This is a genomic window from Aggregatibacter sp., assembly GCF_057314075.1.
Window position 1 is genome coordinate 60,224 of record NZ_DBHLAR010000009.1, and the last position, 14,469, is coordinate 74,692.

The 14,469-nt window shown below is 44.3% G+C and carries 13 protein-coding genes and 1 CRISPR repeat array (1 of these 14 running past the window's edge); of the genes, 10 read left to right on the plus strand and 3 right to left on the minus strand.

The window, feature by feature from the left end; all coding sequences use genetic code 11:
* Positions 1 to 2,831: a CRISPR direct-repeat array (repeat unit 28 nt; unit sequence TTTCTAAGCTGCCTATTCGGCAGTGAAG) (it extends 919 nt beyond the left edge of the window).
* A gap of 174 nt (positions 2,832 to 3,005) precedes the next feature.
* From lysS to ACO5E4_RS07005, 3 genes are all read right to left on the minus strand, one after another.
* On the minus strand, positions 3,006 to 4,514 hold the full coding sequence (lysS, locus tag ACO5E4_RS06995) for a lysine--tRNA ligase (protein WP_485862534.1): 1,509 nt from the start codon (positions 4,512 to 4,514) through the stop codon (positions 3,006 to 3,008).
* 49 nt (positions 4,515 to 4,563) lie between these two features.
* Positions 4,564 to 5,662 (minus strand): peptide chain release factor 2 gene (prfB, locus tag ACO5E4_RS07000; RefSeq protein ID WP_485862535.1). Its coding sequence is split into 2 segments (ribosomal slippage): positions 4,564 to 5,586 and positions 5,588 to 5,662, totalling 1,098 coding nucleotides; the frame shifts between segments, so codons are not numbered across the junction.
* A gap of 140 nt (positions 5,663 to 5,802) precedes the next feature.
* Positions 5,803 to 6,273, minus strand: coding sequence for a preprotein translocase (locus ACO5E4_RS07005; RefSeq protein ID WP_485862536.1), 471 nt, complete (start codon positions 6,271 to 6,273; stop codon positions 5,803 to 5,805).
* A gap of 199 nt (positions 6,274 to 6,472) precedes the next feature.
* Here ACO5E4_RS07005 and dsbC point away from each other — a divergent pair, with 199 nt between their 5' ends.
* From dsbC to hypB, 10 genes are all read left to right on the plus strand, one after another.
* A complete protein-coding gene (gene dsbC / locus ACO5E4_RS07010) occupies positions 6,473 to 7,156 on the plus strand; it encodes a bifunctional protein-disulfide isomerase/oxidoreductase DsbC (RefSeq protein ID WP_314953791.1) in 684 nt (227 codons plus the stop codon).
* A 13-nt stretch (positions 7,157 to 7,169) separates the two neighbouring features.
* Entirely contained in the window at positions 7,170 to 8,903 is a 1,734-nt protein-coding gene (gene recJ / locus ACO5E4_RS07015; protein WP_485862537.1) for a single-stranded-DNA-specific exonuclease RecJ, read from the plus strand.
* A gap of 7 nt (positions 8,904 to 8,910) precedes the next feature.
* On the plus strand, positions 8,911 to 9,570 hold the full coding sequence (locus ACO5E4_RS07020) for a thiol:disulfide interchange protein DsbA/DsbL (RefSeq protein ID WP_454905581.1): 660 nt from the start codon (positions 8,911 to 8,913) through the stop codon (positions 9,568 to 9,570).
* Positions 9,571 to 9,592: 22 nt separating this feature from the next.
* Positions 9,593 to 10,285 (plus strand): 5'-methylthioadenosine/adenosylhomocysteine nucleosidase, encoded by a 693-nt coding sequence (locus ACO5E4_RS07025; RefSeq protein ID WP_485862538.1) that lies wholly within the window; start codon positions 9,593 to 9,595, stop codon positions 10,283 to 10,285.
* Between the two features lie 154 nt (positions 10,286 to 10,439).
* Positions 10,440 to 11,135, plus strand: coding sequence for a DUF4198 domain-containing protein (locus ACO5E4_RS07030; RefSeq protein ID WP_485862539.1), 696 nt, complete (start codon positions 10,440 to 10,442; stop codon positions 11,133 to 11,135).
* Positions 11,136 to 11,139: 4 nt separating this feature from the next.
* Positions 11,140 to 11,640, plus strand: a complete 501-nt coding sequence (locus ACO5E4_RS07035; RefSeq protein WP_485862540.1) for a carboxypeptidase regulatory-like domain-containing protein — start codon at positions 11,140 to 11,142, stop codon at positions 11,638 to 11,640.
* Positions 11,641 to 11,642: 2 nt separating this feature from the next.
* Entirely contained in the window at positions 11,643 to 12,293 is a 651-nt protein-coding gene (cbiM, locus tag ACO5E4_RS07040) for a cobalt transporter CbiM (protein ID WP_485862541.1), read from the plus strand.
* Positions 12,290 to 12,955 (plus strand): energy-coupling factor transporter transmembrane component T family protein, encoded by a 666-nt coding sequence (locus tag ACO5E4_RS07045; RefSeq protein WP_485862542.1) that lies wholly within the window; start codon positions 12,290 to 12,292, stop codon positions 12,953 to 12,955. The genes cbiM and ACO5E4_RS07045 overlap by 4 nt, the downstream gene beginning before the upstream one ends.
* Positions 12,952 to 13,575, plus strand: coding sequence for an energy-coupling factor ABC transporter ATP-binding protein (locus ACO5E4_RS07050; protein WP_485862543.1), 624 nt, complete (start codon positions 12,952 to 12,954; stop codon positions 13,573 to 13,575). Before ACO5E4_RS07045 ends, ACO5E4_RS07050 begins: the two co-directional genes overlap by 4 nt.
* Before the next feature lie 78 nt (positions 13,576 to 13,653).
* Positions 13,654 to 14,460, plus strand: coding sequence for a hydrogenase nickel incorporation protein HypB (hypB, locus tag ACO5E4_RS07055; RefSeq protein WP_485862544.1), 807 nt, complete (start codon positions 13,654 to 13,656; stop codon positions 14,458 to 14,460).
* Positions 14,461 to 14,469 lie beyond the last annotated feature (9 nt).

Below are 14,469 nucleotides of genomic sequence, written 5' to 3' on the forward strand. Positions count from 1 at the left end.
CGGCAGTGAAGATTTCAACGCGGCGCAAACCTAAAATGCGCGATTTCTAAGCTGCCTATTCGGCAGTGAAGGAATTTGTGTTTTTATTTGCATAGTGATGGGCTTTCTAAGCTGCCTATTCGGCAGTGAAGTATACAACCTCGCCTTGATTGCCGTTGCGTAATTTCTAAGCTGCCTATTCGGCAGTGAAGTTTGTAGCGAATGGTGTTTCAATGCAATCTCTTTTCTAAGCTGCCTATTCGGCAGTGAAGTTTTGTTAAAATCCCGCCTGCCTCGCGAGGTATTTCTAAGCTGCCTATTCGGCAGTGAAGAAGAAAAGGCTAAGTCCGGTATTTATGGTGATTTTCTAAGCTGCCTATTCGGCAGTGAAGAACGAGCGGGACAAAGACGAATAACCAGTCTTTTTCTAAGCTGCCTATTCGGCAGTGAAGTTTGCTGATGATGTTGTGACCACGTTTTTTAATTTCTAAGCTGCCTATTCGGCAGTGAAGGAGGTGGTCGCACAGGTTTTTCAGTTTTTCAATTTCTAAGCTGCCTATTCGGCAGTGAAGGTAAATTACCTGTACAAAAGATAGCAATAATTTTTCTAAGCTGCCTATTCGGCAGTGAAGATGGCTGATAATGTGTATTTAGCCCTTTACAATTTCTAAGCTGCCTATTCGGCAGTGAAGATCCCCCCGTCCTCATATCCGCCGCGCACATTTTTCTAAGCTGCCTATTCGGCAGTGAAGTGATGATCCATAAGCCTTGGGGCATCCAAGGCTTTCTAAGCTGCCTATTCGGCAGTGAAGCCGGGTAAGTGCATCAAACCTTGGCGGCCAACTTTCTAAGCTGCCTATTCGGCAGTGAAGAGAAGTTTTAGAATGGTTAAATAAAAATTATTTTTCTAAGCTGCCTATTCGGCAGTGAAGTTTGACCGCACTTTTTTTATCCTCGCTTTTTTTTTCTAAGCTGCCTATTCGGCAGTGAAGACAATGTTTTATCGTCTTAAAGACGACAAAGATTTCTAAGCTGCCTATTCGGCAGTGAAGAAAGGGTAAAAGTGTTAGTCACCGATGTAAAATTTCTAAGCTGCCTATTCGGCAGTGAAGTTAGCAAATATGCAACATCTCGCCTTGGCGTTTTTCTAAGCTGCCTATTCGGCAGTGAAGTTACCCAACGGATGATTTGTTCTGACGTGCTTTTTCTAAGCTGCCTATTCGGCAGTGAAGTGATGACGTGGCTAGTCTGGGCGATTGACTGCTTTCTAAGCTGCCTATTCGGCAGTGAAGTTGCAATATCATCAAATGCAATCCACCCCGAATTTCTAAGCTGCCTATTCGGCAGTGAAGTAGCCTTCCCCAAAAAACACAAGAAGCGCTTGTTTCTAAGCTGCCTATTCGGCAGTGAAGCTTGATGCGTGGCAGATAAGATTGCCTTTTAATTTCTAAGCTGCCTATTCGGCAGTGAAGGATAATCAATCACCCACTGATTCAGGGTTCTTTTTCTAAGCTGCCTATTCGGCAGTGAAGTTTGCCCCGCTTGGGCATCAATCACCAAACAGTTTCTAAGCTGCCTATTCGGCAGTGAAGGCAACACGCCAAAACACTTACGACACGATGACTTTCTAAGCTGCCTATTCGGCAGTGAAGTTTTCAGATAAATTGTTGTTTACTTCGATTGATTTCTAAGCTGCCTATTCGGCAGTGAAGCTTTACTACTCTTGGTTTAGTTGAGGGCGAATTTTCTAAGCTGCCTATTCGGCAGTGAAGTGCCACCGATGTTTAATGTGCGCTTTCTGTCATTTCTAAGCTGCCTATTCGGCAGTGAAGATTGTTCCGCCCAAGCTCGAGCAGATTCCGCATTTCTAAGCTGCCTATTCGGCAGTGAAGCTCAATCGAGTGCGTAATCTCGCTAAATAAACTTTCTAAGCTGCCTATTCGGCAGTGAAGCCGTATCAAAACCGCAAAGAGAAAAAGACCGATTTCTAAGCTGCCTATTCGGCAGTGAAGGTAGCGTATGCCAGCATAGTGGCTTGGGCGGCTTTCTAAGCTGCCTATTCGGCAGTGAAGCCTTCTTCCACCGCATCAATAAACTGTTTCCATTTCTAAGCTGCCTATTCGGCAGTGAAGATCACGTTAACACCGGCATCAATGCGCACTTTTTTCTAAGCTGCCTATTCGGCAGTGAAGTTTTGATAACCAATGGCTTTTTATCGTCCGTTTTTCTAAGCTGCCTATTCGGCAGTGAAGGCACGATCAATTCCAAATGGGTACTCCAAAATTTTCTAAGCTGCCTATTCGGCAGTGAAGTACAAAGGCTTTGCGTTGTCCGAGTGTTGCAATTTCTAAGCTGCCTATTCGGCAGTGAAGTGATTACGATATATAGCCTAAAAGGCGGAAGCTTTCTAAGCTGCCTATTCGGCAGTGAAGCCCGTGCTTATACCATTTTTGCTCGTCAAAAATTTCTAAGCTGCCTATTCGGCAGTGAAGCCGCAAAAGACTCAAAAGAAGCTCAAGACTTATTTCTAAGCTGCCTATTCGGCAGTGAAGCGTTATTAATCGCTCAATATCTCTTAACCAAATTTCTAAGCTGCCTATTCGGCAGTGAAGAAAAAACGCTCACTTGGAGCGTCTTTTGGGTTTTTCTAAGCTGCCTATTCGGCAGTGAAGATTAGGTCGATTGGTTGATTGGTTTTTGCCAATTTCTAAGCTGCCTATTCGGCAGTGAAGTTCTACGAGCAAACTCCTCTACCGGTAAATAATTTCTAAGCTGCCTATTCGGCAGTGAAGAAACGATAGATTCCGACAGCACGGAAACCGTATTTCTAAGCTGCCTATTCGGCAGTGAAGTGGACATTTTAATTTAAAATGCCTGATATACCAAGATATAGTCGTATTTACATAATAAAATTCCTTTTATATTTGAAGCGCTTAACTTATTGTTATTAAAAGGGAAATTTATTGTTGGGAATAAAGGGTAAATAAAAAAGGAAGTCGAATGACTTCCTTTTTTGAATAGCTTTATTATTTCTGACGCATTGCCGGGAATAAAATCACATCGCGGATGGATGGGGCATTGGCGTAAAGCATGGCGAGACGGTCGATACCTAAGCCTTCACCAGCTGTTGGTGGTAAACCGTGTTCAAGGGCGACAACGAAATCTTCGTCTTTGAACATCGCTTCATCATCACCGGCTTCTTTGGCGGCCACTTGGGCGTCAAAGCGTTCATTTTGGTCTTCCGCATCGTTCAATTCGGAGAAACCGTTACCGATTTCACGTCCGCCGATGAAGAGTTCAAAGCGATCGGTGACTTCCGGATTTTCATCGTTACGACGTGCCAACGGTGAAATTTCCGCCGGGTGTGCCATTAAGAAAGTTGGTTGAATTAAATGATGCTCTGCCACTTCTTCAAAAATCGCGTTGACAATGCTGCCTAAGCCCCAAGATTTTTGGACTTCGATACCCAAGCGAGCGGCAACCGCTTTCGCGCGATCAATATCGTATAAATCTTCTTTGACGATACCTTTGTCTGCCCCGTATTTAATGGTGGCTTCGTGTAAGGTAATACGCTCGAATGGTTTGCCAAAGTCAAATTCGTACTCACCGTATTTCACGATGGTTGTTCCTAAAATGTCGATGGCAAGTTTGCGTAACAATTCTTCGGTGTTATCCATTAAATCGTGGTAGTCGGCATAGGCTTGGTAGTATTCAAGCATGGTAAATTCGGGATTGTGACGAACGGAAACGCCTTCGTTACGGAAGTTACGGTTTAATTCAAATACGCGCTCAAAACCGCCGACCACTAAGCGTTTTAGGTAAAGCTCAGGGGCAATACGCAAATACATATCTACGTCTAATGCGTTGTGGTGAGTCACGAAAGGACGTGCTGAAGCACCGCCCGGAATGACTTGTAACATCGGTGTTTCCACTTCCATAAATCCTTTGGAAATGAAGTAGTCACGAATGCCTGCAACCACTTTTGAACGAATGATAAAAGTGCGGCGGGATTCTTCGTTAGAAATTAAATCCAAGTAACGTTGACGGTAGCGCACTTCTTGGTCAGTTAAGCCATGGAATTTATCCGGTAACGGACGCAATGCTTTGGTCAGTAATTGTACCTCGGTGGCTTTAACGGTGAGTTCGTTGGTTTTGGTTTTGAATAATGAGCCTTTTACGCCCACGATGTCACCTAAATCCCAGTGACCGACATCATCGCTATACACGCCCTCAGGTAGATTGTCGCGTGCAACATAAAGCTGGATTTTGCCACTCATATCTTGGATGGTGATAAAGGTGGCTTTCCCCATGGCACGACGCGTCATGATACGGCCGGCAACCGCCACTTCAATATGTTGTTCTTTTAATGCTTCACCTTCTTCCGCATCATATTTATCATGCAAATCTTGGGCAAGTGCGTCACGACGGAATTGGTTTGGAAACGCATTACCTTTTGCGCGTAAGGCGGCTAATTTTTCACGACGGACTAACATTTCGCCGTTTAAATCGAATTCTTTCACTTCTTGTTCTGACATTTTTGTTTACCTTTAATTTTAAAAAACGTGTTTAAAAACGACCGCACTTTTAGAGTCCGGCCTTGAGACTGGCTTCAATAAACCGATCCAAATCACCGTCTAATACAGCTTGTGTATTGCGGTTCTCTACACCGGTACGTAAATCTTTAATACGAGAATCATCTAATACATAAGAACGAATTTGGCTACCCCAACCGATGTCGGATTTGTTGTCTTCCATGGCTTGTTTGTCGGCATTTTTCTTTTGCAATTCCAATTCGTACAACTTCGCTTTCAGTTGTTTCATTGCCTGATCTTTGTTCTTGTGTTGGGAGCGGTCGTTCTGACATTGCACCACAATGCCACTTGGCATGTGCGTAATTCGCACCGCACTTTCAGTTTTGTTCACGTGCTGACCGCCCGCACCGGAGGCGCGATACACATCGATACGCAAATCGGCAGGATTGATTTCGATATCAATATCATCGTCAATTTCAGGATAGACGAAAGCCGCGCTGAATGAGGTATGACGACGGTTATTGGAGTCAAACGGGCTTTTACGCACCAAACGATGAATACCGGTTTCCGTGCGTAGCCAGCCGAAGGCATATTCGCCGCTGACACGAATTGTCGCCGATTTAACGCCCGCCACATCGCCGTCGGAGACTTCCATCAATTCGGTTTTGAATCCTTTACTTTCTGCCCAGCGCAAATACATGCGAAGTAACATTTCCGTCCAGTCTTGCGCTTCGGTGCCGCCGGATCCTGCTTGTAAATCTACATAACAATCACAAGCATCGTGTTCGCCGCTGAACATACGGCGAAATTCCAGTTTGGCGAGTTGTTGTTCCAGTTCGTCTAATTCCGCAACGGCTTCGTTGAAGGTGTCTTCGTCTTCCGCTTCTACGGCGAGTTCCAACAAGCCGTCTACATCTTCCAAGCCTTGCTCTAAATTTTTAATGGTGTTAACTACCTGTTCTAAAGAAACGCGCTCTTTGCCGAGTGCCTGCGCTTTGTCTGCGTCGTTCCATACATCAGGCTGTTCCAATTCGGCGTTGACTTCTTCTAAACGCTCGGTTTTGGCGTCGAAGTCAAAGATACCCCCGAAGCACCGAAGTGCGGTTGGTTAAATCGGCGATTTTATTTTTGATAGGATTAATTTCAAACATGATAATTAAATGTGTTTAAAGATTAAATTAAGTGTGGAATTATAAGGGATTTTGCGGGAATTTGGTAGGTGATGGAATAATAAAAAACCTTATTCATAAGGAATGAATAAGGTTTTAAATTGATTTAACTTAAAACTGAATTACTCGTCAGCAGGGAATTTTTCTTCTAATTGATCTGCTAATTTGTCAATAGCATCCTCTTTTGCGTTTGCTTTTGCGACAGCTTCAGGAACTTTACCGGCATTGTCAGTAGATGGTGCTTTGACTTGAGATAAAATTAGTTGAGCTACTTCTTTTTCAGCATCTACATATTCTTTATACATAGCAACAAGTGGTGAAACTTCTTCACTTTTAATGCCTAATGCTTCTAATTCAGCTACATGTTCTGCTGCTTTTTTCTCAAATTCTGTAACAGCAGTTTCAGTTGCGGCCATATTGCTACTTGCAGAGGCAGTAGCAATTGCATCAAAACTTGCTTCAAGTTTTTGGCCGGCTGTTTCTTCCCAAGCTTTAAATTTTTTTACTTCTTCAGCTTGTTGAGACGCAGCGAATGCGCTAACGGAAACTAATGTGAGTGCAGATACTGCAGCGACTTTGAAAAGTTTTTTCATTAGGATCACCTCTTATAAGTAAATTTAAAATGTAAAGTTGTTGTACAAGAAAGCTTGTACGCTTTTTAGAATATAAAAAGTTGAGCGTTATAGTCAAGTATTTTATTGGGTTAGTATAATGCGCCCAATTTTGCATAAGCTGCCAATTGCTTTTATAATTCGCACTTCTTTTAACTATTTCACAATTTAGGAACAAAAAATGAAAAAAATTATTACCGCACTTTCTCTTTTTGCGATTTCTGTGGGGGCAACCGCAAACGATGCCGTGTTGAAAAGTAAGCTGGAAAAATTAGGTGCAAAAGATATTGAAATTCAAACCTCACCGATTAAGGGATTGAAAACCGTTGTAAGCGATCAAGGTATTTTTTACGCCAGCGAAGATGGCGATTATTTAGTTCAAGGTAAAATTTATAAACTTACCGACAAAGGCATTAGCAACGTTTCTAATAAATTGCTGATGGAGAAAGTCAATGCATTGAAAGACGAAATGATTGTGTATCCAGCAAAAAACGAAAAGCATGTTGTCACCGTGTTCATGGATATTACCTGCCATTACTGCCATTTATTACACCAACAAATCAAAGAATATAACGATTTAGGTATTACTATACGCTATTTGGCGTTCCCGCGTGGTGGTTTGGATAATCAAACAGCACGTCAAATGGAAGCGATTTGGACGGCAAAAGATCCTATGTTCGCTTTGAATGAAGCGGAAAAAGGGCATTTACCGCAAGAATTGAAAACCCCGAATATGGTGAAAAAACATTATATGCTTGGTATGCAACTGGGCGTCACCGGTACACCGACAATTATTACATCTGAAGGTGATGTTATCGGCGGTTATTTGAAACCGGCTGATTTACTTGCTGCCTTAGAAGGGTAATGCAAGGTCATCCGTGCAAAAACGTATCTTACGCCGCGATGTGCCGGCAGGTGATAAACTCTGTGACGATCCCTTGTTGGATCGTCTTTATCGTTCACGCCATATTAAAAACGCCAACCAATTAGACCGCACTTTAAATGCTATGCACCATCCAAATCTCATGTCAGGTGTGGATGTCGCGGTAGAACACCTCTTTGAAGCCTACCAAAAACAACAACGCATTGTCATTATTGGTGATTTTGATGCAGATGGTGCCACCAGCACAGCACTGGCAGTGTTAGCCTTGCGTCAGCTGGGCTTTGCCAACGTGACCTATTTAGTGCCGAATCGTTTTGAACAAGGCTATGGTTTAAGTGTAGCCGTCGCAAAAGAGGCTTTGGCACTTGGCGTTGAGTTGTTAATGACCGTGGATAACGGTGTTTCTTCCCATGAGGGCGTCGCCTTTTTAAAGGCGCAAGGTGTGAAAGTGATCGTCACCGATCACCACTTGCCACCGGAAACGTTGCCGAATGCCGATGCCATTGTGAATCCGAATTTGGCGCATTGCGGTTTTCCCTCCAAACATCTGGCGGGTGTGGGAGTTACTTTTTATCTTATGCTTGCCTTGCGGGCGAAATTCCGTGAACTTGGTCTATTTGATGCCAAAAATCAGCCGAATTTCACGGAATTGTTGGATTTGGTGGCGTTAGGCACGGTATCCGATGTGGTGCCATTAGATCAAAATAACCGCATTTTAGTCTATCAAGGCATTGCCCGTATTCGCGCTGAACGCTGTCGATGCGGCATTCTTGCATTGGCAGAAGTGGCGAAGCGGGATGTGACCCGTTTCGTGGCAGCGGATTTAGGGTTTTCCATTGGGCCTCGTTTAAACGCCGCGGGACGGCTGGATAATATGTCCGTGGGCGTGGAGCTTTTGTTAGCCGAAAACATGGAAACGGCTCGCGCGTTGGCATTAGAGCTGGATGGGTTAAATCAAGCGCGCAAAGAAATTGAGCAAGGCATGAAGTTAGAAGCTTTAACCATCTGCCAAAATTTGTTTGCAAATGCCACCGCACTTGAAACAGACATTCCGCATTCTATTGTGTTGTATCAATCGGATTGGCACCAAGGTGTGCTTGGGATTCTCGCCTCACGCATTAAAGAACAGTTTCACCGCCCGGTGATTGCGTTTGCTCAAGATCAAGCAGGCATCTTAAAAGGGTCTGCACGTTCCATCCCCGGCTTACATATTCGTGATGTGCTGGAACGGGTTTATTCACAGCATCCGGATTTGATCCTGAAATTTGGCGGACATGCCATGGCGGCAGGATTAAGTATTCCGGAAAGTCGCTTTGACGATTTTCGTCAGATTTTTAATCAGACGGTCAGTGAATTATTGGCGGAAGACCAATTACAAGGCACGATTTGGACTGACGGCGAATTAAATGCGAACTTGTTAAACTTGGCAACGGCAGAAACCTTACGTCAAGGTGGTCCTTGGGGACAAGCATTTCCTGAACCCATGTTTGATGGTGAGTTTAAAATTTTGCAACAACGCTTAGTGGGCGAAAAACACTTGAAAATGATGGTGGAACCCAAACTGGGCGGACCTTTGTTAGATGCTATCGCCTTTAACATCGATACGCGCTATTATCCTGATTTATCTATAAAAACCGCAAGATTTGCGTATAAATTAGATATCAATGAATTTCGTGGTAATCGCGATCTTCAGTTGTTAGTGGATTATATTGAACCATTGGAAAGTTAGGCACATGATGTCACGGGTTGGATTGCTCATCGTCTTATTCTTTGTCAGCGGATTTGCCGTTGCGCAAGAAAGCGTGTCTCATCTGCCTGCAGCAGATGAAGCCAATCACCCGTTTGAAGATGGCAAAGATTATTTTTCCTATCAAGAACCGCTAACGCTTCCGCCTCGGGAAGATAATCGCATCCCGATTCAATTCTTTTTTGATTACGATTGTCGCGTTTGCTCTTCTGCCCAAGACATTCTTGAACTTTATAGTCAAATTAACCGCGATCGCGTGGTATTAACCGAATATCCGGTAGCAACCGCGAAAACGCGTTTTTCTGCGACGGTTTTTTACAGTCTGCAGGCGTTAAATGCCGACAATGTATCCTCTGCATTAATGTTTGAAACGGCTGAAAAAAGCCAATATATCAAACTTGCTCAACAGGAAAATCTATTAACTTGGCTTGAGCAGCAAGGCATTGAGCGAAACCGTTTTTTACAAACCTATTCTTCAGAGCAAATTAAACAACAGGTGGATGAGGCAATACGTTTAACCGAAGATTACGGCGTGTTTACGTTTCCTTATGTCATTATTGACGGCAAATATGTGTTGACCGCGAGCACCTTATATAATGACGATTATGCCCTCGCGGTATTAGATTTTTTAATTAACAAAAAACAATAGCAAACCAGTACAAAGGATCCTTATGAAAATCGGTATTGTTGGCGCAATGGCGCAAGAAGTAGAAATTTTACTCAATTTAATGACAGATAAGATCGTGACAAAATTGGCGTCCGGCACGATTTATGAAGGCAACATTCAAGGAAAACAGGTTGCCTTGTTGCAATCCGGTATCGGCAAAGTTGCGGCTGCCATGGGGACGACCGCGTTATTGCAATTAACGCAACCGGCTCTGGTGATTAATACCGGTTCTGCCGGTGGCGTGGCGGAAGATTTGAACATTGGTGATGTGATTGTGTCCACTGAAACGCAATATCACGATGCGGATGTGACGGCTTTTGGTTATGCCAAAGGGCAGTTGCCTGCATGCCCGGTCAGTTTTGTGTCCGATACCAAACTTGTCGAGCTGGCAGAACGCGTTGCCACCCAATTAGGGCAACATGTGAAACGTGGTTTGATTTGTTCCGGTGACAGTTTTATTCAAGGTGGTGAACGGTTGGCACAAATTAAGCAGGATTTCCCGAAGGTGATTGCCGTGGAAATGGAAGCCACTGCGATTGCGCAAGTTTGTCACGCGTTTAATGTGCCTTTTGTGGTGGTTCGCGCCATTTCTGATGCGGGGGATGGCAAAGCGAATATGTCCTTTGAAGAATTCCTTCCGTTGGCGGCGAAACAATCTTCTGACATGATCGTTGCCATGTTGGCAGAATTGAATTAATCCTTTCTTTCCGCGTGCGGTTTTCATCGCACGCGGATTCAGCTCCCTCCCGACCACGCTCTCATTTTTCGTCTGTTTTTCTAAAAAACACTTGATTCTGGAGTGACTCCATATTTTACCATGGTTAAAACTCAACGATAAAAGGAGACATCAAATGAGATTTCTAAAAATAAGTGTAATTTGCACCGCACTTTTCGCCGCATCCCTTGCTAACGCCCATAACGTTTGGGTGGAGCCTATTAAAGATGCCAATGCCGCCGGACAATATGTGGTGAAATTCGGCCATGAACAGACAGAAGCTTATCCTGAACAAAAATTGAAAGCGGTTAAATTGCTGGATAGTAAAGGTAATGTCACTAACGCAACCTATCAATTTAAAGAAGGTGAAGCTTATCTTAATGCGGAGAAAGCCTCACAAGTGTTTATTCGTTTTGATAACGGTATTTGGTCTAAATTGCCAAGCGGCAAATATGTAGAAAAAACGAAACAACAAGAACCGACAGCCGAACTTTCTGTGAATCCGGTGAAATTTGGTAAAGCCGTTTTACACTGGGACGAACAAGCGATGAAAGCACACGGCATGGAATACGAATTGGTGCCACAAGCGCAACCCAAGGCCGGAAAACCATTGCAAATTTTAGTGTTACATAAAGGCAAACCGGTAAAAGACATTAAAGTGGGATTGGGCGAAGATGCGCCGTTCAACTTAACCAACGACAAAGGTATTGCTGAATTTACACCACAAGCAGGTTACAACAAAGTTTGGGCTGAATTTGAGGAAAACGTCAAAGACAATCCGGATTACGATCGCCGCTCAGTGGAATATATGCTGACCTTTGATGCCGAGTAATCAAATGAAAAAAACGTTGCGTATTCTGACCGCACTTTTCCCCTTGTTGATTGCCCCTCATGCGTTGGCGCATGCACTTTATGTGTTCGCCCAGTATGATGGGCAAACTGTCACGGGGAAATCCTATTATTCCGATATGACCCCTGCCGCGGAAACCTATGTGGAAGTTTTACGTCATGGGGAAAATCAGCCATTGATGACGGGGAAAACCGACAACCGTGGATATTTTCATTTTCCGTTAGCGGTTGAACCCAAAGTCGCCTTGAAAGTGGTGGTCGAAGGGGAAGAAGGGCATCGTGCGGCAGTGGTGGCGGATCGCATCACCGCGACACCAAACACACCAACGCAAGCAAACGATGAAAGCCTGTTACTGTTGCGGGGGGATATTGCGCAGTTACGCGACAAAATTTACCTGCATGATATTTTAGGCGGTATGGGTTACATCGTAGGCATTGCGGGCATTGCCGCTTGGTTAAGCGCCCGCAAATTAAGAAAAGGACGTTAATCATGCATTTGTCGGAAGGCGTATTGCATACGCCGGTGTTATTAGCGGGCGTTGCTTTGGCGGGAGTCGGTGTCGCTGTCGGATTACGTCGTTTAGAGAGTGAACGTTTGCCTCTAACGGCGTTGTTTGCGGCGGCATTTTTTGTTGCTGGCACCATTCATGTTCCCGTGGGCATTGGCAGCGTTCACTTGATTTTAAATGGCATGGCAGGTTTATTTCTTGGCTGGGCAGTCTTCCCGGCTTTTCTTATTGCCTTATTGTTACAAGTTCTATTCTTCTCTTTTGGCGGCTTTGCCGTATTGGGCGTGAATTTATGTGTCATGGCATTGCCGGCGGTCGCGGCGCATTATGTGTTGCGTGGTTATTTAAAGCCGGATATGGGAGCTATGGCAAAACTGATTACCGGCTTGGGCGCAGGCATTATTGGTGTCAGTGGCGCCGGCGCATTAGCCTCTCTCGTTTTAGCGTTAGATGGCGGCAAACATTATCAGGATTTAATTGCCTTATTGCTGTTGTCACATTTACCGGTATTCGTGTTAGACGGTATGATCAGCTACGGTGTGATTTCTCTCCTCAGCAAAATGTACCCGAGTGCATTACAATCTATTGGCACTTCACTGAACATTGACGATACCAAACGGTGCGCACAATGAGCCCCGTATTTCAGCGTTTTTTTCCACCGCACTTTTTTGCCCCTCACTTGCGCCTGATTTATCTATTCCTTTGGGGCTTGGTGATCAGCGCCTTGTCGAATCTCTCCTTGTTGCTATGGTTAAACGGAATCGCCTTAATCTTATGGGTAATCTTGATTTATCGTTGTCGTGATTCTTATTTTTCTTATCTAAAACGTTGGCTGGTATTCAACATTTTTACTTTATTGCTTTGGGCAACCTTAAGTTGGCGTATTGGAGCTGATGGTGTTGAACTTAACCCGTCAGGCATGGATACGGCACTGTTAATCAGTTTACGCATGAACCTCTTGCTGTTTTTTTTATGGCTACTGTTATGGAAAATGAATGATGCAGTATTGGTACAAGCCATCGGGAAATTGCCGTTGCCGCCTAAGCTAATTTGGCTGTTTGTATTGACGGTGCGCTATATTGCGCTGTTAGGCGAATTACAACAGAAAATGGATTTGGCGATGCGTGCGCGAGGGTATCATGCCGGATTGAATCGCCGAACGTTATATGTCACGGCACAACGGGTTGCGCTGTTACTGGTGCACGCTTTACTCAAAGCTGAGACAGCGCAAATCGCGCTCAAATGCCGTGGCTTTCGCTTCGGTGAAAAAACAAATTTAAGTGGGGAAAAATGACGGTTTTACAAGTCAACGGATTGCAAATTAAACGAGGAGAACGGCAGATTATCGACAATCTGTCTTTTCAAATTGAACCAGGTCAACGCTTTTTTGTGCAGGGCGAAATAGGCACAGGAAAAACCACCTTATTGCTTGCTTTGTTAGGGTTTGTGCCTATTACTCGTGGCGATATTCGCCTCTTTGGACACTTATGTCGGGAGGAAAAAGATTTTGCGCCTTTTCGTGGCATCGTAGGGCTTTGTTTTCAGCACGCCGATGATCAACTGTTTGGGCCAACTGTGTTGGACGATGTTGCCTTTGGGCCGTTAAATCAAGGTTTGTCACGCCAGCAGGCGTATGCTGTTGCTTTGCAGCAACTGGAATGCTTAGGGATTGCCCACTTGCAGAACCGAACCGTGCATATGCTGTCCGGTGGCGAAAAAAATTTCACCGCTTTAGCGGGCGTGTTGGCAATGCAACCGAAAATGTTATTGTTAGACGAGCCGACGAATGGATTGGATTGTAAAAATACGGAAAAATTGACCGCACTTTTGCGTGAGCTGTCGCTGCCTATGTTGGTAGCCTCTCATCATCAAGGATTTACGGCTGAATTGGCCGATGATGTTCTGACTTTATGATCTCAATCAACCCGAAAAATCAAAGGTTGTGCTACCCTAGCAAGGTTTTTTGTAACCAGATCGTTAAGGGGCAATATTATGTGTACAACTTGTGGTTGTGGACATCCGGAACAAGTCAGAATCGGTGAGGTAGCTCATTCTCATCATGACCATGACGGCACACAAAGTGCGGTCAAAAATCCGAACTTTTCTCACTTCAAATTTCACTCGGTAGAATCGGCTTCTGAAGCCAATGAAACACAGAAACGCCTGTTGAAAGTGGAACAGGACGTGTTAGGTAAAAATAATCAAATCGCGGCGCACAACCGCTTTCTTTTCCAGCAACAACATATTCTTGCACTGAATTTGGTGTCCAGCCCGGGTTCCGGTAAAACCACCTTGCTCACCACCACGTTAAACGCGCTGAAAAATGACCGCACTTGTTATGTGATCGAAGGCGATCAACAAACGGAAAATGATGCGGACCGTATTCGTGCCACCGGCGTCGCAGCGATTCAAGTCAACACCGGCAAGGGCTGCCATTTAGATGCACAAATGATCAATGATGCCCTGTTCAAACTTGAACCGAAACAAAACAGCCTACTATTTATTGAAAACGTGGGTAACTTGGTTTGTCCGTCTGAATTTGATTTGGGTGAAAAAGCCAAAGTGGTGATTTTGTCCGTCACCGAAGGTGAAGACAAACCGTTGAAATACCCGCACATGTTTGCGGCGTCTAAGTTGATGATTTTAAACAAAGTCGACTTATTGCCATACCTTAATTTTGATGTGGAAAAATGTATCGCTTACGCCAAACAAGTGAACCCACAAATTGAAGTGATTCAACTTTCTGCGGCAACCGGCGAAGGCTTACAAGCCTGGTTAGACTGGTTACAGGCACAATAAGGATTGTGA

Coding starts and splice junctions, on each gene's coding strand:
- hypB (WP_485862544.1), top strand. CDS start 13,654: ATGTGTACAACTTGTGGTTGTGGACATCCGGAACAAGTCAGAATCGGT.
- ACO5E4_RS07025 (WP_485862538.1), top strand. CDS start 9,593: ATGAAAATCGGTATTGTTGGCGCAATGGCGCAAGAAGTAGAAATTTTA.
- cbiM (WP_485862541.1), top strand. CDS start 11,643: ATGCATTTGTCGGAAGGCGTATTGCATACGCCGGTGTTATTAGCGGGC.
- lysS (WP_485862534.1), bottom strand. CDS start 4,514: ATGTCAGAACAAGAAGTGAAAGAATTCGATTTAAACGGCGAAATGTTA.
- ACO5E4_RS07045 (WP_485862542.1), top strand. CDS start 12,290: ATGAGCCCCGTATTTCAGCGTTTTTTTCCACCGCACTTTTTTGCCCCT.
- ACO5E4_RS07020 (WP_454905581.1), top strand. CDS start 8,911: ATGTCACGGGTTGGATTGCTCATCGTCTTATTCTTTGTCAGCGGATTT.
- dsbC (WP_314953791.1), top strand. CDS start 6,473: ATGAAAAAAATTATTACCGCACTTTCTCTTTTTGCGATTTCTGTGGGG.
- ACO5E4_RS07035 (WP_485862540.1), top strand. CDS start 11,140: ATGAAAAAAACGTTGCGTATTCTGACCGCACTTTTCCCCTTGTTGATT.
- ACO5E4_RS07005 (WP_485862536.1), bottom strand. CDS start 6,273: ATGAAAAAACTTTTCAAAGTCGCTGCAGTATCTGCACTCACATTAGTT.
- ACO5E4_RS07030 (WP_485862539.1), top strand. CDS start 10,440: ATGAGATTTCTAAAAATAAGTGTAATTTGCACCGCACTTTTCGCCGCA.
- ACO5E4_RS07050 (WP_485862543.1), top strand. CDS start 12,952: ATGACGGTTTTACAAGTCAACGGATTGCAAATTAAACGAGGAGAACGG.